General features: G+C 44.3%; 16 protein-coding genes and 1 other annotated feature. All 16 genes read left to right on the top strand.

Going from position 1 to position 23304, the window contains the following annotated elements; genetic code table 11:
• Positions 1 to 4 precede the first annotated feature (4 nt).
• The 16 genes from NST74_RS23490 to murC all read left to right on the top strand — a co-directional run bounded on the left by NST74_RS23490 (position 5) and on the right by murC (position 23273).
• Positions 5 to 1042 carry a glycosyltransferase family 2 protein gene (locus NST74_RS23490; RefSeq protein WP_341115962.1) on the top strand — a complete coding sequence of 346 codons (1038 nt, stop codon included), beginning with the start codon at positions 5 to 7 and terminating at the stop codon, positions 1040 to 1042.
• 60 nt (positions 1043 to 1102) lie between these two features.
• Positions 1103 to 2242, top strand: a complete 1140-nt coding sequence (locus NST74_RS23485; protein WP_341114683.1) for a polysaccharide pyruvyl transferase family protein — start codon at positions 1103 to 1105, stop codon at positions 2240 to 2242.
• On the top strand, positions 2232 to 3767 hold the full coding sequence (locus NST74_RS23480; RefSeq protein WP_341114680.1) for an oligosaccharide flippase family protein: 1536 nt from the start codon (positions 2232 to 2234) through the stop codon (positions 3765 to 3767). The genes NST74_RS23485 and NST74_RS23480 overlap by 11 nt, the downstream gene beginning before the upstream one ends.
• A gap of 124 nt (positions 3768 to 3891) precedes the next feature.
• The gene (locus tag NST74_RS23475) at positions 3892 to 4932 is read left to right on the top strand and encodes a nitroreductase family protein (RefSeq protein WP_341114679.1); all 1041 of its coding nucleotides are present in this window, start codon (positions 3892 to 3894) and stop codon (positions 4930 to 4932) included.
• A 431-nt stretch (positions 4933 to 5363) separates the two neighbouring features.
• Complete coding sequence (gene hemA / locus NST74_RS23470) at positions 5364 to 6761, top strand: glutamyl-tRNA reductase (protein WP_339287808.1); 1398 nt, start codon at positions 5364 to 5366, stop codon at positions 6759 to 6761.
• A 5-nt stretch (positions 6762 to 6766) separates the two neighbouring features.
• Positions 6767 to 7594: a cytochrome c biogenesis protein CcsA gene (gene ccsA, locus NST74_RS23465; protein ID WP_339291451.1), complete on the top strand. Its 828-nt coding sequence runs from the start codon at positions 6767 to 6769 to the stop codon at positions 7592 to 7594.
• Between the two features lie 5 nt (positions 7595 to 7599).
• Entirely contained in the window at positions 7600 to 8247 is a 648-nt protein-coding gene (locus tag NST74_RS23460) for a precorrin-2 dehydrogenase/sirohydrochlorin ferrochelatase family protein (RefSeq protein WP_341114678.1), read from the top strand.
• 441 nt (positions 8248 to 8688) lie between these two features.
• Positions 8689 to 9642 carry a hydroxymethylbilane synthase gene (hemC, locus tag NST74_RS23455; RefSeq protein ID WP_339287804.1) on the top strand — a complete coding sequence of 318 codons (954 nt, stop codon included), beginning with the start codon at positions 8689 to 8691 and terminating at the stop codon, positions 9640 to 9642.
• A gap of 5 nt (positions 9643 to 9647) precedes the next feature.
• Positions 9648 to 11201, top strand: a complete 1554-nt coding sequence (gene cobA / locus NST74_RS23450; RefSeq protein ID WP_042130602.1) for a uroporphyrinogen-III C-methyltransferase — start codon at positions 9648 to 9650, stop codon at positions 11199 to 11201.
• Between the two features lie 577 nt (positions 11202 to 11778).
• Positions 11779 to 12777, top strand: a complete 999-nt coding sequence (hemB, locus tag NST74_RS23445) for a porphobilinogen synthase (RefSeq protein WP_042191201.1) — start codon at positions 11779 to 11781, stop codon at positions 12775 to 12777.
• Between the two features lie 82 nt (positions 12778 to 12859).
• The gene (gene hemL / locus NST74_RS23440) at positions 12860 to 14161 is read left to right on the top strand and encodes a glutamate-1-semialdehyde 2,1-aminomutase (RefSeq protein ID WP_375103843.1); all 1302 of its coding nucleotides are present in this window, start codon (positions 12860 to 12862) and stop codon (positions 14159 to 14161) included.
• Entirely contained in the window at positions 14158 to 15093 is a 936-nt protein-coding gene (locus NST74_RS23435; protein WP_341114677.1) for an RluA family pseudouridine synthase, read from the top strand. Before hemL ends, NST74_RS23435 begins: the two co-directional genes overlap by 4 nt.
• Before the next feature lie 353 nt (positions 15094 to 15446).
• Complete coding sequence (locus tag NST74_RS23430; RefSeq protein WP_341114676.1) at positions 15447 to 16814, top strand: LysM peptidoglycan-binding domain-containing protein; 1368 nt, start codon at positions 15447 to 15449, stop codon at positions 16812 to 16814.
• Between the two features lie 570 nt (positions 16815 to 17384).
• Positions 17385 to 17668 (top strand) — a binding site (T-box leader).
• Positions 17669 to 17871: 203 nt separating this feature from the next.
• On the top strand, positions 17872 to 20508 hold the full coding sequence (locus NST74_RS23425) for a valine--tRNA ligase (protein WP_042132415.1): 2637 nt from the start codon (positions 17872 to 17874) through the stop codon (positions 20506 to 20508).
• A gap of 5 nt (positions 20509 to 20513) precedes the next feature.
• Positions 20514 to 21890 (top strand): bifunctional folylpolyglutamate synthase/dihydrofolate synthase, encoded by a 1377-nt coding sequence (locus NST74_RS23420; protein WP_341114675.1) that lies wholly within the window; start codon positions 20514 to 20516, stop codon positions 21888 to 21890.
• A gap of 6 nt (positions 21891 to 21896) precedes the next feature.
• Entirely contained in the window at positions 21897 to 23273 is a 1377-nt protein-coding gene (gene murC, locus NST74_RS23415) for a UDP-N-acetylmuramate--L-alanine ligase (protein WP_076120430.1), read from the top strand.
• Positions 23274 to 23304: the final 31 nt, after the last annotated feature.

Genomic DNA, 23304 nt, shown 5'->3' with positions numbered 1-23304 from the left:
GAGAATTATCCCGAAAGTAAGTATCATATTACCTATTTATAATGTTGAAAAATATTTAGACAGATGCATAGCAAGTATTAAAGAACAAACTTTAAAAGAGATACAAATTATATTAGTTAATGATGGTTCAACGGATAGGAGCTTATCTATCTGTGAAAAATATGCTAAAGATGATGAGCGAATCATTGTTATTAACAAACCCAATGGAGGGGTCTCTTCTGCTAGAAATGCAGGAATTAAATATGCAGAGGGAGAATATGTGAGTTTTGTTGATCCAGATGATTGGATAGAGTCTGATATGTATCGAAGTATGTACAATCAAATAAAGGAAAGTCAGGCTGATGTATGTTTATGTAATTATGTAATGGAAAATGAAAATGGTAGTAAACTGATTAATTTAGAATTCGATAAAGAATTGTTGCAACAGGACGAGATTAATGATTTAATTCTAAACTTAATTGCACCTTCGAGTATTAATAGTGGTGTACAATATCTGATGGGAAATGTATGGAGATTACTCATAAATAAAGAATTCTTAAATGAAAAATTAATTTTCTTCCCTGAGGACATACCTTTTATGGAAGATTTAGTTTTTTGTATTGGAATCTTTTCTAAAAGTAGTACGGTATGCATTAATAATAATTATTTTTATCATTATTGTATTCGGACTGAATCAGCATCTAAACTATATAGAGAAAATTTAGCAGAATTGCAATTAAGGATTTTTAATCAAATAGAAACTTTGTTAAATACAGAAAATATTTATTCCAGTGCTAAAATACGACTAAACCTGCGGTATGTTGATATGTGTATCAGCGCAATTTTTAATGAAGTACATAGTAAGAAAAACCTTATAGAGAAAATAAAAAAAATTGATAAGTTATGTAAAGATGAAAAACTGGAATATATAATTACTCATCTTAATACCAAGGGTTATACCTCAAGAAAAAAAGTGGTTCTAAATTTAATTAGAAATAAGCGTTCAATATCCGTCTATACGTACTACTATCTTCTTCATCTATTTACGATATTTAAACATTAATTAAAGCCAATATATCAAAAAGCATTGTATGAACAATATAGACTTTGGGGGAATAAAATTTTGGCTAATAACGTAGGTATAGTTACAATTTGTGATTATCAAAACTATGGAAATAGACTTCAAAATTATGCTGCTCAGGAAGTTATGAAATCCTTAGGATGTCAAGTTAATACTATAGTAAATGTTCAAAAAATAGGAGATCAAAATAAAGGTAATAAAAATTTCGGGGAACTATCTTTAATATGGATGAATATAAAGAATAAACTTTGGTATGAAATGAATAAAACAAAAGTTATTAAAAGTCGTAATGAAAGAATCAAGGCTTTCGAAAATTTCACAAACGAACATATCATTGAAACCGATTTTACACTAAAAGATACAGACTTTAACCATGCTCAGCTGAACAAATATGATTATTTTCTTGTTGGTAGTGATCAAGTATGGAATCCGAATTACAGATATGGATCACCTATTGATTTTCTGAGATTTGCTCCAAAAGAAAAAAGAATAGCATATGCACCTAGTTTTGGAGTATCTTCAATTTCGGATGAATTTGTAGAAAATTATAGAAAATGGATATTGGAAATGGAAAGTTTATCTGTCAGGGAAGAAGCTGGAGCCCAAATTATTAAAGATTTGACTGGAAGGAGCGCCGTTGTTCTTGTAGATCCAACTTTAATGCTATCGAAAGAAAAATGGCTCTCATTATCTAAAAAAGCAAAAAATAAACCTTCGAAAAAATATCTATTAACATATTTTCTAGGAGTGAAAACTAAAGAACTTAAGAAAATAATAAAGAAAATTGCATTAGAGAATGATTTGGAAGTAGTTAATCTAGCTGATATAGAGGATCTGAAAACATATTCTGCTGATCCTGCTGAATTTATAGATTACATTAATTCTTCAAGTGTATTTTTAACGGATTCTTTTCATGGTGCTGTATTCTCTATATTACTTGAAAAGCCGTTTATTGTTTTTAATAGAAATGGAAACATACCTTCAATGAATTCCAGAATAGATATGCTACTTTCAACGTTTAAACTACTTTCAAGAAAATGGGAGAGGATTAACAAAAATGTAGATATTTTTAATGTTAATTTTCAACATATTCCTTCAATATTAGAGTTTGAACGTAAAAAAGCTCTTAATTACTTAAGGAAAGCTCTACATATAGAGGATATAATCCTTCATGAAGATTAATCAATTAAAAGCTGGGGCAATTATTTCATATCTATCAATGGGTATTGGTTATATTGTTTCGATAATATATACTCCCATCATGCTTCGGCTTCTCGGCCAAAGTGAGTATGGTCTCTACAATTTAGTAGGTTCGGTTGTGAGTTATTTAGGACTTTTAAGTTTTGGCTTTGGTAGTGCATATATGAGATTTTACTCGCGATATAAAGTTATAAATGATCAAGATAATATTGCCAAATTAAACGGCATGTTTTTTATTATATTCTCTGTTATATCTTTCATTTCTACTATAGCAGGAGCTGCATTAGTTTTTAATATTGATTATTTGTTAGGTGAAAACCTTACTTCAAATGAAATATCTACAGCTAAAGTCTTAGTTTCTATAATGGTATTTAATATCGTAATATCATTTTTAACGAGCATATTCAATTCCTATATCACTGCTAATGAGAGTTATGTATTTCAAAAATCAATACAGATGGTTAAAGTTCTAGTAAGTCCATTTATAATGTTACCAATCTTATTAATGGGATATAGATCTATAGGGCTGGTAGTCGTTACAACGATCCTTTCCATTATTGTAGAGATTTTTAATGGAATTTATTGTTTCAAAAAATTGAATATAAAATTTAGCTTTCATAAGTTTGATTTTTCATTAATGAAAGAGATGACCGTATTTTCTTCGTTTATTGCTATGAACATGATTATTGATCAAATCAATTGGAATGTAGATAAATTTATTTTAGGTAGGATTAAAGGAACTGTAGCCGTAGCTGTGTACGGCATAGCTGCACAGTTAAATACTTATTATCTATCACTATCAACTTCTATATCCAATGTATTTATACCACGTGTGAATAGAATGATAGCGACAGATCCTAACGACAATAAAGAACTAACAACATTATTTATTAAAGTTGGAAGAGTGCAGTTTATGGTGTTATCACTAATTGTTTCGGGATTGATATTTTTTGGTCAACCATTTATTAATATGTGGGCAGGAAAAGAATATAGTGATGCATATTATATAGTTCTGTTGCTTATAGTCCCTGTGACCATTCCTTTAATACAAAATTTAGGAATCGAAATTCAAAGGGCAAAAAATATGCATAAATTTCGTTCTTGGGTATATCTTTTCATTGCAATTTTAAATGTAATATTAAGTATACCTCTTAGCAAGTTATATGGTGGTATTGGGAGTGCACTAGGAACTGCAGTTTCTTTGATTATTGGAAATGGCTTGATAATGAATTGGTACTATCATTATAGAGTAGGCTTAAATATGAAATCATTTTGGCATCAGATAGTAAGACTTGCAATTTCTCTAATACCTCCCTTAATTAGTGGTCTTATCATTTTTTTGTTTATTGATTTATATAATATCTCATTGTTTCTGTTGTATGGTTCAGTATATGTGATAATATTTATCGCTTCAGTGTGGTTTTTAGGGATGAATAAATATGAGAAGAATCTGATTACATATCCAGTAATGAAAATACTAAAAAAAATGCGTTTAGTAAGAGAATAGAAATATTACATTTAATGTCGAATGGTATTTATAGTTTATATGACATCTATTATTTCATCTTCATGAACATAAGAATTTCTTTACTTATATTGTTGGTGACATTTAGAAAGAGGAGTTGTAGAGAATGCTTATTGCTGTTGCGAAAAAATATGTTCCTAATTCATTATATGAATTTTCAAAAGAAATTTATATAAAAGCAAGGATACCTTCTTGGATAGAAAAATATAAATTAATAAAAAATTATAGTTACGATTATAAAAAATATTCAAGTTATGCAGCACCATTTCAAAAAAATATATCTAAAGAGAGTCATGAAGCAGATATTATTTTTTTATATCATAAAATTGAAAAAGGACTTTCTTTGAAAAACATTAAGGTAGGGTTTGGGAAAGGTAACATTACGGAATTATTATTATCTATAGAAAGTTATCTGCGGAAATATGAATGGAGTGATGTATGTCAAGTTGCACTTAATAGCTTAAATGCATATTACTCTTTTAATAAAGAAAATGGGATAGATGATAATTATTTATTAGAAAAAATCAGGTATTATGAAAGCGGGAACTTTGGATATAACAAAGATATTCATGTTGGTGGTACTAAAGAAATAACTAAATCAGATATTATTAATTCTTCTTCAATGAATTTTAAGGAGTTTGCATTTTCGAGATATAGCATTCGGAATTTTGATTCAACGGAATTAAGTTTGGAACTAATAAAAGAAGCAACTAATATTGCCCAAAAAACCCCATCCGTTTGTAATAGACAAACTACTAGAGTACACGTTTATAGTAGTGAAAAGATCAAGCTAGAGATTTTAAAGCATCAGAATGGAAATACAGGTTTTGGTGAAAATGCAAGCAAAATTATCATTGTTACAAATAACTTAGAATGTTTTAAAGGAGCAAATGAACGGAATCAGTGTTTTATAGATGGTGGTATGTATGCAATGTCTTTAATTTATGCGCTACATTCATTAGGTGCAGGGACTTGTGCGCTAAATTTAGCGATAGGTGGATATCAAGATAAGATGCTTAGAGAAATAGCGAAAATTGATGATTCTGAAGCCATGATAATGATGATTGCAGTAGGAAGTATACCTGAGAAATTACATGTAGCTGCTTCTTATAGACGTGAAGTTGAAAGTGTTTTGAAGATAAATTAACGGTATTTTTAGTGATTTGGGATGTTTCAAAGTAATAAACGAACACTTTTGATTTAAGATTACTCTAATTTTCGGTTACCCAGTGTGGATTCATGTAGGGATTTTCGAGTAGAAACTTTAATATATCCTTATATTCTGATTTTTGAACATATGTGTGAAATTATCTCAGATACTCACAGACAACAAAAGTTAAATTATAATAATTAATCACAAAATAACCCATCCTAACCGTAGCGAACCTGCGGTTTTTTATTTATAATAATTATTATCTGGATTTCATAAAGCGTTCAAAAAATCTGTAAAAAGTCGTATTTTCGTGTGATATACTTAACACAGTGTTTTGAGATGTTGTGAAAGTGAATATTATGTAAAAATATTCTTTAATATAACTGTACACAGTAATGAATAGAGACTAGGATGGTGAACTATCGATGCACATCGTCGTCGTTGGCCTGAATTATCGTACGGCTCCCGTGGAGGTTAGGGAACAGTTTGCTTTTGCGGAGAGTGATCTTCCGGCAGCGCTTCATCAATTGATGAAGACGAAGGGGGTGCTGGAAGGGGTCGTAGTAGCCACCTGCAACCGTACGGAAATTTATGTGGTCATGGACCGTCTCCATATGGGAGGTTATTTCCTCCGCGGCTTTATGGAGCAGTGGTTTGGAGTGAAGAACGAGCAATTTGCACAGCATATGTATATATATGAAGACGAGCAGGCGATTGCGCATTTATTCCGCGTGACCTGCGGCCTGGATTCCATGGTGATTGGCGAGACGCAGATCCTGGGACAGGTACGGAGTTCTTTTCTCACGGCTCAGGCTGAGGGTGTAACTGGAACTTGGTTCAATCGGTTATTTAAACAAGCGGTGACGCTGGGCAAAAGAGCACATAGTGAAACGTCAATCGGCGAAAGCGCAGTATCTGTCAGTTATGCGGCAGTGGAGCTGGGCAAGCGGATTTTTGGCATGTTCACTGGTAAAAGGGTGCTGATTCTCGGTGCCGGCAAAATGAGCGAGCTGACTGTAAAGCATCTATATAGTAGCGGTGCGGCGGAAGTGATTGTCGCTAACCGTACGCTATCGCGTGCGATTGAGCTGGCAGAGAAGTTCTCGGGTAAGCCGAGCACGATTGAAGATGCACTAAAAACACTTAATGAGGTAGATATCGTGATCAGCTCAACGGGAGCGGATGGGTATGTACTCTCGGGAGATCAGGTAGCGAATGCTATGAAGCGTCGCCCTTCGCGGCCGCTTTTCATGATTGATATAGCTGTACCTCGTGATATTGATCCTGCAGCGGCTAATGTGCCAGATGTTTTTTTGTATGATATTGACGATCTGGAGGGCATTGTGGAGAGTAACCTGGAAATGCGCCGGAGTGAAGCTGCGAAGATTGAAGTGATGATCAGCGAGGAAATGGATGAATTCCAACTGTGGCTGAAGACGCTTGGCGTGAGACCGGTAATCCGGGCGCTTCAGGATAAGTCGAATGCAATTCATGAGGAAACGATGGAGAGTCTGTTCAATAAGCTGCCTGAGCTGGACGAGCATCAGCGCAAGGTGATTCGTCGTTTGACCAAAAGCATTGTGAACCAAATGATGCATGATCCAATCAATGTAATTAAAGAGATGTCCGGCGGCAAGCAGGGGAATGAAGCGCTTGATTATTTCTCCAAAATCTTTGCCTTGCAGGAACAGCTCGAATCCAATTCAGATGGCGGAGATTCCGCCCCGGTTAAGCAGTCTAGTTCCGCAGAACGAACTGCCGGTAGCGGCGATTTTTCTGTGCCTAAGACGGTGCTTGCTCCGGCAGGCCTGTTGGGTAGGTGAGTGATATGCAACTGCTGAACGGAATATATGATGCCGCTCTGCTGCTATATGCCCTGAGCCTGCTGTTTGTTTTCTCGGATTGCCTTTATCGCAACCCGAGTGGGAAGCGGTTAGGCACGGGGCTTCTTGTTGTTGTGGGTCTTTTACAAGCTGCGGGGCTCGGGATTCGTTTCTCTCAGGAGAAGGGACTGCCCATTTTTACACCTTATGATTTCTTGTTCTGGTTTGCATTTAGTATTGTTCTGACTTCGCTTGCGGTGGCTTTCACGCGTGGTGGGGAGTTTACGATTCTGCTGCTTAGTGTGGCTGGATTCTGTGTTTTTCTCCTAAATCGGGTGTGGCTGACGGCTGGGGGACATACGCTTGAGACTTGGAGCGCGGTGTATGGCTGGCTGACGATGCATGTGATTTTGGCCAACTTAAGTTTTGCTGCACTGACACTAGGGACCGTATTTGCAATTTTGTATTTATTCCTGCACACCAGACTCAAAAGCAAGCAATGGAGTGACCGAATTCGTCGTTTGCCGAACTTAGAGACTACAGATAAATACTCTTACACAGCTATTCTGGTGGGGACTCCTTTGCTGGCAATCTCTCTGGTGATGGCTAGCTTATCTATTGTATCTGAGGGCCGGACACTATTATTGAAGGATTTAAAAGTATTAACAACGCTTATCGGCCTCGGGATTTACATATTTTATATTATCTTTAAGAAATCCGGGCGGAAAAGTGGAGTAAGTATGGCTCGCTGGGCGATTTTAGGATATGCTTTTACTATCTTGAATTTTTTGTTGAATTCTTTGTCTGGTTTTCACGGTTGGAGCGGGGAGTGAAGGACATGACTCGGTATTTACCTATAATGCTGGATTGTGAAGGGCAACTGGTTGTGGTTATTGGCGGTGGTGTCGTGGCTGAACGGAAGGTGAGTGGGCTGCTAGAGGCTGGAGCGGTGGTTAAGGTGATTAGTCCCTCTTTGACAGATACACTTGTCGCTCTAACAAAAAAGGGTCTCATGACCTGGCATGACCGCGCTTATGCTCCCGGAGATCTCCGTGGGGCCTTTCTCGTATATGCAGCCACTAATGATAGAACGGTTAATGAAGAGGTTGCGCAGGAATCTAGGCGAATTGGCATTCCTGTGAATGTGGCTAGCCATGCGGAAGCGGGGAACTTTATTACGCCCGGAGCTATACGGAGGGGTCGTTTGACGGTAGCTGTATCTACTTCAGGAGCTGGGCCGCTTGCGGCTGCGAAGATTAAAAGTGTGCTTGAAGAGGCGCTGGATGCGGCGTATGAGCCTTATTTGGATTTTGTACATACCATGCGAACCCGGATTAAGGAAAGGGAATCTTCTGCTGAAGTTCGCGGAAGGCTTTTGCGGAAGCTCGGGGCGATCGATGTGTTGAACGAGATGAGAAACGGTAGCTTTATCGCGTGGAGCGCGGAAGATATGGATGCTTGGATTGCTAGTCATCGGGCGGAGTAAAAGTGCGCGTGAACACTGTGAAGATTACAAAATTAGATTAGATTAATGATATGAGAAAAATAGGCTACTGTCGGGATAGTTGAGATAGCGGTAAAAGTACCGATAAACTAATTAGAGATGAGCAAAACAGCGAAAAGAGGGACAAAAATACCTCTCAATTGAGCTATAGTCGCCGAAGATGCTAAATGAGGTGTATAAATGCCCCTGAATTAGCAGAAAACGGTCATATCAGCGAAAAAAAGGGACAATAATACCCCAGAATTGAGCTATAGTCGCCGAAGACGCTAAATGAGGTGTATAAATACCCTTGAATTAGCAGAAAACGGCCATATCAGTGAAAAGAGGGACAAAAATCCCCCTTAATTGAGCTACAACCACGGAAGTACTATATATGTTTTACGGTGAAGAGTAAGAGGCAGACGCTATCAGGAGGAATGAACAATGCGTAAGATTATTGTGGGGAGTAGACAGAGTGCGCTTGCGTTGACGCAAACAGGGCATGTAATTGCCGATCTGGAGCGACTTAGTGAGGAGCATGGGTTTGGATTTACTTTTGAGGTGAAAAAGATTATTACCAAAGGGGACCGCATCCTTGATGTCACCTTGTCCAAGGTCGGCGGCAAAGGGCTGTTCGTGAAGGAAATCGAGCAAGCAATGCTTGAAAAAGAAATCGACATGGCAGTGCACAGCATGAAGGACATGCCCTCCGAGTTACCGGAGGGGCTGATCAACGGCGCTGTGCCGAAGCGTGTCGATCCGCGCGATGCACTGATCTCTAACGGAGGCGTCTCGCTGGACGAGCTGCCTCCCGGCGCACGCGTAGGCACAAGCAGCCTACGCCGCTCCAGCCAGCTAGCTGCGCTGCGGCCTGATCTGGTCATTGAGCCCGTGCGCGGCAACATTGACTCGCGGCTGCGCAAGCTGGAGAGCGGCGAGTACGACGCGATCCTGCTGGCAGTAGCGGGGCTGTCGCGTATGGGCTGGCAGGACCGCGTAAGCGCCTACCTGCCGCCGGAAGTTTGCCTGCCCGCTGTAGGGCAGGGCGCACTCGGCATAGAGTGCCGCGAAGATGACGCCGACCTGCGGAAGCTGTTGGCGTTATATAACGACGCCGATACAGCGTTGACGGTGGCAGCGGAGCGCACGTTCCTTGGCGCGCTTAATGGAGGCTGCCAAGTGCCGATTGGCGCTCATGCAGTGCTTGACACAGCTTCCGAAGCTGTTGCAGCGGAGCGCAAAGTGATCTCCTTAACCGGAATGGTGGGAACGCCTGACGGTTCAACGATTTTGAAAGAAACTTGCACTGGGGTAGACCCGGTACAGCTCGGCGAAGAAGTTGCTAAGAAGCTGATCGCAAGAGGAGCGGAGAAGATACTGTCAGACGTTAGGGGATGAGGGGATTGACGGGGAAGGTTTATTTGGTAGGTGCAGGTCCCGGGGACGCAAAACTGATTACTGTAAAAGGCCTCGAGTGTATTCGAAAAAGCGACGTACTGGTGTACGATCGGCTGGCAAGTCCTAGATTGCTGAAATGCATGAAGCCTGGCGGCGAGAAGATTTATGTAGGCAAGCTGCCGGATCGCCACACGATGAAGCAGGAAGAGATTAATCAATTGTTAGTTGATTTGGCTTTGCAGGGGAAAACAGTGGTGCGGCTTAAGGGTGGGGACCCTACGATTTTTGGCCGCGTAGGTGAAGAAGCGGAGCTGCTGCGCAAAAATGGGATCTATTACGAAATCGTACCGGGCATCACGTCGGCGATCAGCGTACCTGCTTATGCGGGTATACCTGTCACGCACCGCGATCATGCTTCTTCCCTGTCGATTATCACCGGACATGAGAGTCCAGATAAACTGGATCATTCCATTCATTGGGATAAAGTAACGAACGCCACAGGGACGTTAGTATTCTTGATGGGCGTAGCTAAAATAGGATATATCAGCGCCCAGCTAATCAAGCATGGGCGTCCGCCAGAAACACCCGTGGCGCTGGTACGCTGGGGCACACGCGCAGATCAGGAGACACTGACGGGAACCCTCGCCGATATTGAGGCGAAGGTGAAGGCGGCGGATTTTCAGCCGCCAGCCGTGATCGTTGTCGGCGACGTGGTGCTGCAGCGTGAGCAGCTCAAGTGGGTTGAGGCGATGCCGTTATTCGGCAAACGCATCGTAGTGACACGGGCTCGCAGCCAAGCAAGCGAGCTCGTGGATATGATTGAGGAACTCGGCGGGGAACCCTACGAGTTCCCGGTGATCGAGACGATCATGCCGGAAGGGGCAGAGAAGAAGGAGAAGATTGCAGCGGCGTTTGGCGCGCTGGAATCGTACGACTGGGTATTCTTCACTAGCCCGAACGGCGTGGAGTTTTTTTGGCGCCACTTGGCGGAGCAGGGGGCGGACATTCGAGGGCTTCACCGCGCAAGGATTGCAGCGGTGGGGCCGGGCACTGCCGCCGCGCTGGCGCAGCGCGGGGTGATTGCTGAAGAGCTTCCGGCGAAGTTTCAGGCGGAAGGTCTGATTGAGACGTTCGGCCCTCGGCTGCTGCCGGGGCAGAACGTGCTGTTGCCGCGCGGTGATCTGGCGCGCGAATGGCTGCCGGACAAGCTGAGAGAGCTTGGCCTTCAAGTGACAGACGTCGATACCTATGAGACGGTTGTGACTGGCGAGGATGATGACGAGCTGTTGAAGCTGCTGGAGGAGGGGCGTGTTCACGCAGTAACCTTTACCAGCTCTTCGACGGTGCGCAATTTCATCCACATTTTGAAGCGAATGGGGCTGGAGGATCCACTCCCACTGCTAGCTAATGTGAAAATAGCCTGTATTGGTCCATTAACCGAGCAGACAGCCGTGGAGGCGGGTCTTACTCCGGGACTACTTCCTGAAGAAGCTACTATTAATGCTCTGGTGCAGGAGCTCTGTCGCTGGAATGCAGAGACTCAACTTCAAAAAGCTTGAATGGACGCCAATCGAACATCGGCTTTATAACATCGCCTGAAGTTGTATCTATCTAGGAAGTCTCACACCGCTATTGTAAGTAACTTAAGTAGCATGAGCTTGGCCTCCGAACGTAGTTACTGTTAAAGCTCAGAGTATGATGGACGGCTGAGTTGTAAACTAACTGGCGTGAATGGGTGAGTAAGTCTATGTACGTATAAAGTTCACGTAGCTCTAATTGATATGTTAGATATTGGGTACTTGGATTAATATGCAACCTAGTGGAAATATAGCTTTTAATCTGGTTACTAGACTGGTATGAGGTCTGTTAGCATGAGGTCAGATTGAGGTTTAGTTGCACTTTATACACTTAAATTCCCTGAATTTTAGCGAAAATCCATTTTAGTTGTAATATGTGCAATTAAATATGCGCTAAAACAGGGGTTTTCGCTCTTTTGTAATAAATAACTGTAGAGAGTGCAACTAAAACTTACAGTTACGATAAAACTTCAAAATAACTGCACAAACTACAACTATGCCGCAGCTAGTCAACGATCGAGGGTTTAGTTATATATTTTATTTTCAGGAGGATGAACAAATGAGCTTTCCAATAACACGTCACCGCCGTCTACGCGGATCTGCTGGAATTCGCGGTATGGTGCGGGAGACCGTACTGAATGTGCTGGATTTTGTACAGCCTATATTTGTGACTTATGGAACAGGTGTGAAGAATGAGATTAGCTCGATGCCGGGCGTGTACCATTTTTCACTGGATACTTTAAAAGCAGAAGTGGACGAGATTGCCGCACTGGGCATTCCGGCTGTGCTGTTATTCGGGATTCCTGAAACGAAGGATGCTATCGGTTCTTCCGGTTTCGCAGAGGATGGAATTGTGCAAGAGGCTACTCGCTTGATCAAGCAGTGGTACCCTGAGCTGCTGGTCGTTGCAGATACCTGCCTTTGTGAATTTACGGATCACGGACATTGCGGGATGGTGCATACGCATACGGTGAACGGCGTTGTACACGGTGATGTCATCAACGATGCTTCGTTAGAGCTGTTAACTCGTACTGCGGTGTCCCAAGCTAAAGCTGGAGCAGATATTATTGCCCCTTCGAATATGATGGATGGATTCGTACACGCGATTCGTGCGGGACTGGATGAGAATGGCTTTGAGCATGTGCCGATTATGTCGTATTCGGTTAAATATGCTTCGGCATTTTATGGCCCTTTCCGCGAAGCTGCGGATTCGGCACCTCAGTTCGGGAATCGCAAAACGTATCAAATGGACCCTGCTAATCTGCGCGAAGCGCTCCGTGAAGCAGAATCCGATGTGCTGGAAGGTGCAGATATGTTAATGGTGAAGCCAGCTCTGGCTTACTTGGACGTGATTCGTACGATCCGCGATCAATTTGATTTACCTCTTGTGGCTTATAATGTGAGTGGCGAATATTCCATGGTAAAAGCAGCGGCGCTGCAAGGCTGGATCGATGAGCAAGCCGTTGTGCTGGAAATGCTGACTGGAATGAAGCGCGCCGGAGCGGACATTATTATTACTTATTTTGCAAAAGATGCAGCCCGCTGGCTGCGTGGTTAATCTCGATCACACTGATATCGCTGCCTAAGCAGCTGCTATATACTTGTGAGACAGACTCAGAACAGAACAGGAGTGAAGATAGATGAGTAATGTGCCAATGGCGCGTAAAGAGGAAGCGTCCCGTAAGGCTTTTGATGAAGCAAAACAATATATTCCCGGTGGGGTGAACAGCCCTGTACGGGCGTTCAAATCCGTAGGTTTGACTCCAATTTATGTGGATCATGGGGTCGGCTCGCGTATTTATGATATCGACGGCAACAGCTTTATCGACTATGTATGCTCATGGGGACCGCTGATTATGGGTCATGCGCATCCTGAGGTTGTAAAGGCATTGCAGGAGACGGCAGTAAAAGGGACAAGCTTTGGCGCACCAACTTTACTCGAAACAGAGATGGCAAAAACCGTTGTTGAACGTGTGGCCTCTGTAGATATCGTACGTATGGTTAACTCCGGAACGGAAGCAACGATGAGCGCGATTCGTTTGGCACGTGGTTATACCGGACGCAGCAAAATCTTGAAGTTCGAAGGCTCCTATCACGGTCACGCGGATAGCTTACTTATTAAAGCAGGTTCCGGTGTAGCCACATTAGGTTTGCCGGATAGCCCGGGCGTTCCTGAAGGTGTGGCAGTAAATACCATCACAGTTCCATACAATGATTTGGAGTCCACTCAGGTTGCTTTTGAACGCTTTGGCAGTGAGATTGCCGCAGTAATTGTGGAGCCGATTGCCGGGAACATGGGTGTTGTACCACCACTTCCAGGATTCCTGGAAGGACTTCGCAAGTTAACCTCAGACCATGGATCTTTGCTTATTTTTGATGAAGTAATGACAGGCTTCCGTGTCAACCGTGGCTGTGCTCAAGGATTGTTCAACATTACTCCGGATATCACTTGCTTCGGCAAAGTCATCGGTGGAGGACTTCCAGTAGGCGCTTATGGCGGCAAAAGAGAGATTATGGAGCAAATCGCTCCTACGGGACCGATTTATCAGGCGGGCACACTTAGTGGTAATCCATTAGCGATGGCAGCAGGATATACTACGTTGAAGCTGTTAACACCTGAAGTTTATGATCGGTTGGAGCAATTAGGAGCACGATTGGAAGCAGGCTTGAAAAAGAATTCCATCGAGACTGGCATTCCGCTGACCATTAACCGCGTGGGCTCGATGGTCTGCCCTTTCTTCACGGAAGGACCTGTTACCAATTTTGAGACGGCCAAGACTAGCGACACAGACCTATTCCGTCGTTATTTTGGTCATATGTTGAGCCAAGGCATTAGCGTGCCGCCTTCACAGTTTGAAGGCATGTTCGTATCGGCTGCGCATAGTGAGCAGGATATTGATGATACCATTGAGGGCCATTATAACGCCCTGAAAGCCCTTTGAGTAACGGAGCCGGAGAACGAACCGGTGGTGGAGCTTGGACTAGACGTGGAGAATGGCTGGAAGTCACACCCGGCAAAATCATTACTGGAACCGAGGACTCTGAAGCTGCGATTGACAAGTGGCTGCTAGAAACTGTAGGGATGCCTGAGAAGCTTCATCTGCGTCTGCGCCGTGAGGGAGGCATTCAGTGGAAGGGAGACCGACTTCGGTTGGCGCTTTTCCCTCATCGTGAAGCGGGTATTAAACCGGTATGGGAAGAGCTTGAGGTGCTGTATGAGGATGATTTTTGCTTGGTCGCCCACAAGCCGGCAGGGATGGCGGTTCATCCAGACGGCAGTGGCTTAGGTGTAACGCTGGATCACCTTGTAGCTGCGCATTATATAGCTTCCGGAGAAGGTGTGGCTGTGCGCCATATTCACCGGCTGGACAAGGATACAACAGGCCCGGTGATGTATGCGAAGAATGAGTTCGCACAGCTTGTCTTAGACGAGAATATGCGCGACAAAAGCATCTCGCGGCTTTACGCCGCGATCGTCGAAGGCATAGTGCCGCCTGCGCTTAAAGTGATCGACGCGCCGATTGGGCGCGATCGCCATCATGCGGCGCGGAGAAGAGTCTCACCCGGCGGACAATCCGCCGTGACTCGAATCATTGGACGCGAGGCACTGCATGGCGGGAGCCTGGTGCATGTGCAGCTGGAGACCGGACGGACGCATCAGATTCGCGTCCATCTCAGCCATATGGGTCATCCCTTGTATGGGGATGCGCTATATGGCGGTCCGGTCTGGGCTTCAAGCGCAGCCGGCCGTCATGCGCTACATGGTGAATCGTTGACCTTTCGCCACCCTTGGAGCGGAGAACAGCTTGAGGTGAGTGATCCGTGGCCGGAGGATATGCTGCAGCTGCGGGAGCTGCTGGCTGAAGCACCTTAACGATACGTATACCTAAGAGCCGTAAAATCAGCAAAAGCTGGTTTTACGGCTTTTTTGATTTATTTTTCGCAGAGTAAATAAATTTCTAATTTTTTTCAGAAAGAAACATCTATCTATGTCCTATTAGCAAACGAAGCATATAATACTTTGTTCATGCGGAGCAGGGTATGTCTGTACAAGGAGAGTTCGATTAGCCTCTGAATTTATGAAATTAATTAGCACCCTGTCCGGTTAGTGCGCCAAAGTTGTCATGCCTTTCTGTTTGAAGCATATACATGTGGGGAGTAACATTTTGGGCTTATGCTCTGGGCCTGTCTCAGGGTAAGATTATGCCAAGAAGGAGGACATATCCCGTGTTTGATCAGTCCCACGGCTTGCGGTTTGATATTTATGAACGCATTCACCTATCGGAAGAGCTTCCGGGAATAGCTGAGCTGGAGGAGGTTGAACTACTTCCGGAAATCCAGGTGATTCAGCGGGAGGATCGTGCCGAGTTATATGGTCAGCTGTTGCTTACCGGACTCTACCGGAGCGAAGATGACCGAACACAGCGTCTGGAGCACGCCATTCCCGTTGAAATCACTGTTCCGCTTACACGCGTCAGCTCGATTGAAGATATTGGGGTGGAGATCGAGAATTTTGATATTGATCTGCTCACGATGCGTACTGTGAATATAACAGGCGTATTATCCCTGCGGGGAATCGGTGGTACGGAGCCTCAACCACAACCGACCTGGCAGCAGGAAGAGTACACAGTGGCTTATTCCCCTCTCAGTGATGACAGGGTAATCGAAGCATCTGCAGAGAACCAAGAACACGAAACTGATGCGCTTTATGAAAATTCACAGTGGACCTTTGGTGAGGATGCAGCGGAGGTTGCTGTAGAAGAACATGAGCATGCAGAAGCGAATGCTGAAGCAACAGAGGCCCCGCTGGTCTCAAGCGGAGTGGGTCAATCGTCCCCTATAGTTAATTTCTCATCCGCTCATGAGAAGGACAAGGGCGCGAAAGCCCGGACGCATAGTCTGGATTCGCAAACTGAGGATTCCAAAGCAGGTATAGCGGATTACTGGTTTAAAGCTGAGTCACAAAATGAGGAAGCTGAGGCTACACAGCTGAATCAAGTTAGCCAAGTGAGTGAAGCGGATCAGGAGCAAGAAGCGGAATATACCTTTGCTTCCAGAGAAAAAGCTGTCCCAGCAGCCACTGTTGAGGCAGAGCAGGACATTGCTGTATTCGCTTCAGAGGCAAACCATGAGCTTCACGCACAAGAAGAGAATGCTCAGCCGATCAGTGAGAATTCGAACGAAGTCTTTGTTTCTCAAGAGACGGTGCCACAACCAGAGGAGAAGCAAGACCTTAAGATTGCGCTAGGTAGTAAGAAAGAAGCAGAGGTTCCAGCGAAAGAACATCTCACCTTCTCTTCATTACTCAGCTCTAGCCGTTCTCGTAAAGAACAGGAAGCTCTTCAGTCCGAAGGAACTGTATCGGCTGCAGCGATCATTCCAGAAGCGGGAAATAATACAGAGTGGAAGAGCAGATTCATTACCGGAGCAGATGGCGCTAACTTGTTCCGGAAGGTTCGACTTTGCATCGTGCAGCGTGAAGAAACACTAGATACGATCGCAGAGAAGTATCAGCTAAGTGCACGGGAGCTGGGAATGTATAATCGATTGTCTGGGCAGAGTGTAGAAGAAGGGCAAGTGTTGTACATTCCGTAGTTGAGTTACAATGCGTACTCACATGATTAGATAAAGCGGCTGTCCCAACAGTAGATTTTTTACTGATAGACGGCTTCTTCTTCTCTAAAAAATCAAAAAAAAGGGGTCAGATTCAGGAGCTTATACTTGTCCTTGAATCTGACCTCTTTGAATTGTGCCCACCCACCTAAACGACCTTAAGCATCATATTCTCGGCAAACGGTTCGCGACGACAACAATTAGGGAAAACCTCCCTATAATTCAGATATAATTGCTCAATAGACTGATAATTAAGGAATTTCTCCCTGAAAATCAGCTGATTTCCCTACGAATAAGATATTACCTCTTTTTTTAGGGAGAAAATCCCTAATCCTATTCATTTAAAGCAATTATCGGCTATAATCAGGGGGTTTTTCCCTAATTACTTAAAAAGAGCAGCTGCTCAATAAGTGGCATTCGCACTTTTTGGAGAGCCCCTTTGTCATATATAAGAAAGTATAAGTCGAAATTCCGCTTATAGTCCCGCTGTAGAAGCCTATTCAGGTTGACTAGGGATGACTCAAAATGTATTATGGAGTAAGCAATATCTAAGTAAAGACTGGGAACGGGAAGAGTAGGCGGTCAGCCCTTCAGAGAGCGGAATGCAAGTGCTGTGACATTCCGTAGGATACAGCCACCGAAGTCGCCCCGGAGTCGCCCTTCTGAGCTTGTCTTCATAGGCATGAGAGATAAGTTAGGATGTGGCCGGTAGCAGCCGTTATCTGTACGAGTGTCGCGCTAAGCTTCTGAACCGTAAGGTGAGAGAAGTGTAGGTTTATTTTTCATTGGCGCGAAACAAAGGTGGTACCGCGAAAGAATGGCCTTTCGTCCTTTGAGACGAGGGGTCTTTTTGTTTTTTAAATATAAGAATGTATAAGTTTCACTCTGTATATCGTTCTTATATTTTTACAAGAAACTACAAGTAACCAAGTGGAGGTATCAGAGAATGGCTGACCAAAACAATCTAACAGCGGCAGAGTTGCCGGACCTGCAAGATACAGCGGCAGATGCTGCCGCTGCAAACGACACTAAGAATGAAATGCCAACAACGTATGATCCGAAATCGGCAGAAACCAAGTGGTATTCCTACTGGACAGAGGGTGGATATTTCCGTGCAGGCGGACGTCCAGATGCAAAAGCATATAGCATTGTAATCCCGCCACCAAACGTAACGGGAATGCTGCACATTGGCCATGCGCTTGATTTTACGCTTCAGGACATCTTGATTCGTACGAAACGGATGCAGGGCTTCGACACGCTTTGGCTACCGGGTACGGACCATGCCGGTATCGCAACGCAAACAAAGGTAGAGCAAAAGCTGCGTGAGCAAGGAATCTCAAGACATGATCTCGGACGCGAGAAGTTCCTGGAGCAGGTATGGGATTGGAAAGATAAATATGCGAACACCATTCATGAGCAGTGGGCTAAGATGGGGCTTTCCCTTGACTATTCCCGCGAACGGTTTACCTTGGATGAAGGGTTGTCGAAGGCTGTACGTGAGGTATTCGTTAAGCTTTACAATAAAGGCTTGATCTACCGTGGGAAACGTATCATCAACTGGGACCCGGCGGCTCGCACAGCATTGTCGGATATCGAGGTTGAATATAAAGAAGTTAACGGTCACTTGTATCACCTGCGTTACCCGCTCAAAGACGGTAGTGGATTTATTACAGTAGCGACTACACGTCCGGAGACGATGCTGGGCGATACGGCGGTTGCTGTTCATCCGGAAGACGATCGTTATAAAGATCTGATCGGCAAAACGTTGATCCTGCCGATTATTGGCCGTGAGATTCCGATTATCGCTGATGATTATGTAGACAAAGAGTTTGGTAGTGGTGCGGTTAAGATTACACCAGCTCATGACCCGAATGACTTCGAGATGGGGCAACGTCACAACTTACCGCAGATTAACGTAATGGATGAGAGCGGTACGATGAATGAAGAAGCAGGACCATATCAAGGTCAAGACCGGAGTGTATGTCGTAAGGCCATTACTGCTGACCTGAAGGAGCAAGGTGTGCTGATCAATATCGAAGATCATGTGCATCAAGTAGGACACAGTGAACGCTCTGGAGCCGTTGTTGAACCCTACTTGTCCACACAATGGTTCGTGAAGATGCAGCCACTGGCTGAAGCTGCCATAAACGCACAGAAGGATGGGAACGGGGTTAACTTTGTACCGGACCGTTTCGAGAGAACTTACCTGAATTGGATCGAGAACGTTCGCGATTGGTGTATTTCCCGTCAGCTGTGGTGGGGACATCGAATTCCAGCATGGTATTCCGAGTCTACTGGTGAACTGGTTGTGGCAAATGACGAGGAAGAAGCGCGCCGGATCAGCGGTCTAACCGATCTGAAACAGGACGAGGATGTATTGGATACTTGGTTCAGCTCTAATCTGTGGCCTTTTGCGACACTAGGATGGCCGGATGAGAACAGCGCAGATTTCAAACGCTACTATCCGAACGATGTGCTCGTAACAGGTTACGATATTATTTATTTCTGGGTAGCGCGGATGATCTTCTCAGCCCTCGAATTTACCGGAGAAAAACCGTTCTCTGATGTATTGATGCACGGTTTGGTACGGGATTCCGAAGGCCAAAAAATGTCCAAATCTCTCGGAAACGGCGTAGATCCGCTTGAAGTTATCGAGAAGTATGGCGCAGATGCAATGCGCTACATGATTTCTACCGGAAGTACCGCCGGACAGGATCTGCGTTTCCGCTGGGAAAAGGTTGAACAGGCGCGTAATTTCGCCAATAAGATCTGGAATGCATCACGCTTCGCGCTTATGAATTTGGAAGGCGTAAGCTTTGAGAATATTGATATTTCTGGTGAGCTAAGTACTGCTGATCGTTGGATTCTGCACCGTCTGAACGAAACTTCTCGCGAAATTACGCGTCTAATTGACTCGTACGAGTTCGGTGAGACCGGTCGCCAGCTGTACAACTTCATTTGGGACGATCTCTGTGACTGGTATATTGAGTTCGCGAAGCTGTCGCTTTACGGATCAGATGCCGCTGCCAAAGCTAAGACACAGTCTGTACTTGCTTATGTATTAGACCGCACAATGCGCCTGATTCATCCGTTCATGCCGTTTATTTCGGAAGAAATCTGGCAGCACTTGCCGCATGAAGGAGAGACGATTACCCTTGCTGCATGGCCGGAGTATGATGCTGCTCTGGAGAACCCACAAGCGGTAGCAGAAATGAACCTGTTGATGGATGTAATCCGGGCGGTTCGTAATATCCGTGCGGAAGTGAATGTACCGATGAGCAAAAAGGTTGAGTTGATCATCAAAGCGGGTAATGAAGAGACGCTGAGTATTATCACCCGTAACGACAACTACATTGGACGCTTCTGTAATACGTCTTCTTTCGAAGCTGGCCTGAATCCGCAAACGCCGGATAAGGTAATGTCCGCTGTAGTAACAGGAGCAGAGCTGCTTCTGCCATTGTCGGGCCTCATTGACATTGAACAAGAAATCGCTCGTCTGGAAAAAGAAGTACAGACGCTGAACAGCGAAGTAGAACGCGTAGAGAAAAAGTTGAGCAATCAAGGCTTCGTAGCTAAAGCTCCTGCTAAAGTTATCGAAGAGGAACGGGCGAAGCAGGCAGATTATTCTGCTAAACGTGAGAAAGTACTTGCCCGCATCGCAGAGCTGAGAGGATAAGAGACATGGATGACCTAAATCGGGGCGGAAATACCGCCCCTCTTGCGACATACACCGAAGCGGTTGATTGGATCAAGAGCCTAATTCCTTTTGGAATCCGGCCAGGTTTAGATAGAATTGAGATGTTGATGGACAAGCTGGGAAATCCGCATCGTCGGTTGAAATTTATTCATGTGGCGGGAACGAACGGCAAAGGCTCAACTTGTGCTTTCTTAACTAGTGCACTTATACAAAGCGGCTATTCTGCAGGAACCTTTACGTCTCCGTATATTACTAAGTTCACAAACAGGTTCCAATACAATAATACGGACATCGCTGAAGAAACGCTTGTCGAGCTGGTTAACCAATTACGTCCGCTAGTCCAAGAAATTTCGGAAACGGAGTTTGGCTCACCTACGATGTTCGAGGTAACTACAGCTGTGGCCATTCTATTTTTTGCGGGCGTCTCTTGTCCTGATGTTGTCGTATGGGAGACCGGGCTTGGGGGAAGGCTGGATGTAACGAATATCGTGACTCCGATTGTTTCTGTGATTACTAATGTTGGTCATGATCACATGGATATTTTGGGAGATACGCTAGAGAAGATAGCGATGGAGAAAGCCGGAATTATCAAGACAGGCGTACCTGCTGTTAGCTGCGTAACTCAGCCGGAGGTTGTGGCGGTTCTGAAAGAGAAAGCAGCGGCTTGCCGCTCAACTCTTTATCTTGCAGGAGAAGATTTTAGTTATGAAGCTAGTGGAATCCGTGAGGGTGCCCAGACTTTTCACTTTAAGGGTCCCTTCCGTTCGCTTGAGCTTGGGATTGAGATGAAAGGCGAGCACCAGATTAGCAATGCGGCGGCTGCCATGATGGTACTTGAAGTTCTGCGCCAGTATATGGCTTTTATGCTTGAGGATGAAGATGTTCTTGAAGGTTTGCGCCACGCATTCTGGGCTGGAAGGCTGGAAGAGGTAAGCAAGTCTCCTAGGATTGTACTGGACGGAGCACATAATCCGGAAGGTGCGGAGAGTCTTGCAAAAAGTCTGCCTCAGCTCTATCAATACGGTAAATTAAATTTACTTATGGGAATGCTGTCAAATAAGCATCATGAATCCTACTTTAAGCATATACTGCCTATAGTGGATACGCTCATCCTGACCGAACCGGATTTCCAGAACAAAATGGACGCGGAGAATCTGCAAGTTATTGCAGAAAGTCTGCGGGAGAAATATGCCAAGGAAAACTTGGCAATCATAGTAGAACATAATTGGGGAAAAGCGCTGCAGCTACTGAAGTCGATTACAGCGGAGGATGACCTTGCCGTCGTATCTGGTACGCTGTATTTAATCTCTGACGTACGCGGTACACTTTTGCAGCAACCCGATACTGAAAAAGGCTGGTGACGACTGTTGGATACTACTGAACGTGTGCATTTTATAGGGATCGGCGGCTACGGAATGAGCGCGATTGCCCGGGTAATGCTGGAAATGGGATATACAGTTACGGGCTCCGATGTGGCTGCCCAAGAATTAACGGATAAATTGATTGCCAAAGGTGCCAAGATTTATATCGGGCATACTGCGGAACAAGTAAAAGGTGCGGATCTAGTCGTATACTCTACGGCTTTGTCTAGTGATAATGTGGAATGGGTGGAAGCTGAACGTCTTAAGATTCCAATTCTACATCGTTCACAAATGTTAGCCCGTTTATTGAATGAACGTAAAGGGGTAGCCGTTGCTGGAGCACACGGAAAAACTACCACCTCCTCCATGATCGCACTCGTGATGGAAGAATGTGACGTTGATCCAACGTACATTATTGGCGGAGAGATTATGAACGTGGGTACGAATGCAAAGGCAGGACAAGGTGAGTTTGTAGTAGCGGAAGCAGATGAGAGTGATGGTTCTTTCCTGCACTATCATCCTTGGCTTGGGATTGTTACGAATGTAGAAGCAGATCACTTGGAAAATTACGATGGGGACTTTAACCGTCTTAAGGCTGCATATGTGCAGTTTATGAATCAAACGCGCGAAGATGGAACGGCTATAGTATGCGCTGATGACGAGAATGTGATTTCTCTTTTACCTGAAGTAACAGGTAAGGTAATTACTTATGGCATCAAGTCGAATACTGCGGATTATATCGCCACTGATATCGTTCTAGGTGATCGTCAGGTGTCTTACACGATGAATCATAATGGGGAAGTGCTTGGACGGATTGAACTCTCAGTTCCCGGACAGTACAATCTTTATAATTCAATGGCAGCGGTAATTGCTTGTTTGAAATCAGGAATCTCTTTTGAGAAAATCGCTGAAGCGATTGTGAAATTCCATGGTGCGAAGCGCCGTTTTCAAGTGCTCGGAGAAGTCGATGACATTCTGGTCATTGATGATTATGCGCATCACCCTACCGAAATTCAAGCAACAATCAGTGCTGCCAAGGCTACAGGAAAACGGATTATTGCGGTATTCCAGCCTCAACGTTATACACGTACATTCTTTCTGTTAGATGCTTTCAGCCGTGCCTTTAGTGAAGCTGACGAAGTCATCATCACCGATATTTACTCTCCGGCTGGAGAGAAACAGATCGAGGGTGTTACTTCTGCGAAGCTGGTTGAGCTTATCGTTAAGAACAGTAATGCAGGTGCAAGACATCTACCAACCAAAGAAGATGTTCTTGCTGATCTGACACCTCGTATTGCTCCAGGTGATCTGGTGATTACGATGGGTGCAGGCGATATCTGGAAGGTCGGATACGCACTGGCAGACGGTTTGAAGAAGCATTAATATTACAGATCGTAGCTAATACGAGGATATT

It is taken from the genome of Paenibacillus sp. FSL F4-0125, assembly GCF_038008565.1.
GTDB lineage: Bacteria > Bacillota > Bacilli > Paenibacillales > Paenibacillaceae > Paenibacillus_AQ.
Note: the sequence above shows the minus strand (reverse complement) of the source record. Positions and strands in the feature narration are given on the sequence as shown.

What these genes read in the sequence shown, in the direction of transcription:
- NST74_RS23480 (WP_341114680.1), top strand. Translation starts at nt 2,232, where the DNA reads ATGAAGATTAATCAATTAAAAGCTGGGGCAATTATTTCATATCTATCA.
- NST74_RS23475 (WP_341114679.1), top strand. Translation starts at nt 3,892, where the DNA reads ATGCTTATTGCTGTTGCGAAAAAATATGTTCCTAATTCATTATATGAA.
- hemA (WP_339287808.1), top strand. Translation starts at nt 5,364, where the DNA reads ATGCACATCGTCGTCGTTGGCCTGAATTATCGTACGGCTCCCGTGGAG.
- ccsA (WP_339291451.1), top strand. Translation starts at nt 6,767, where the DNA reads ATGCAACTGCTGAACGGAATATATGATGCCGCTCTGCTGCTATATGCC.
- NST74_RS23460 (WP_341114678.1), top strand. Translation starts at nt 7,600, where the DNA reads ATGACTCGGTATTTACCTATAATGCTGGATTGTGAAGGGCAACTGGTT.
- hemC (WP_339287804.1), top strand. Translation starts at nt 8,689, where the DNA reads ATGCGTAAGATTATTGTGGGGAGTAGACAGAGTGCGCTTGCGTTGACG.
- hemB (WP_042191201.1), top strand. Translation starts at nt 11,779, where the DNA reads ATGAGCTTTCCAATAACACGTCACCGCCGTCTACGCGGATCTGCTGGA.
- hemL (WP_375103843.1), top strand. Translation starts at nt 12,860, where the DNA reads ATGAGTAATGTGCCAATGGCGCGTAAAGAGGAAGCGTCCCGTAAGGCT.
- NST74_RS23425 (WP_042132415.1), top strand. Translation starts at nt 17,872, where the DNA reads ATGCCAACAACGTATGATCCGAAATCGGCAGAAACCAAGTGGTATTCC.
- NST74_RS23420 (WP_341114675.1), top strand. Translation starts at nt 20,514, where the DNA reads ATGGATGACCTAAATCGGGGCGGAAATACCGCCCCTCTTGCGACATAC.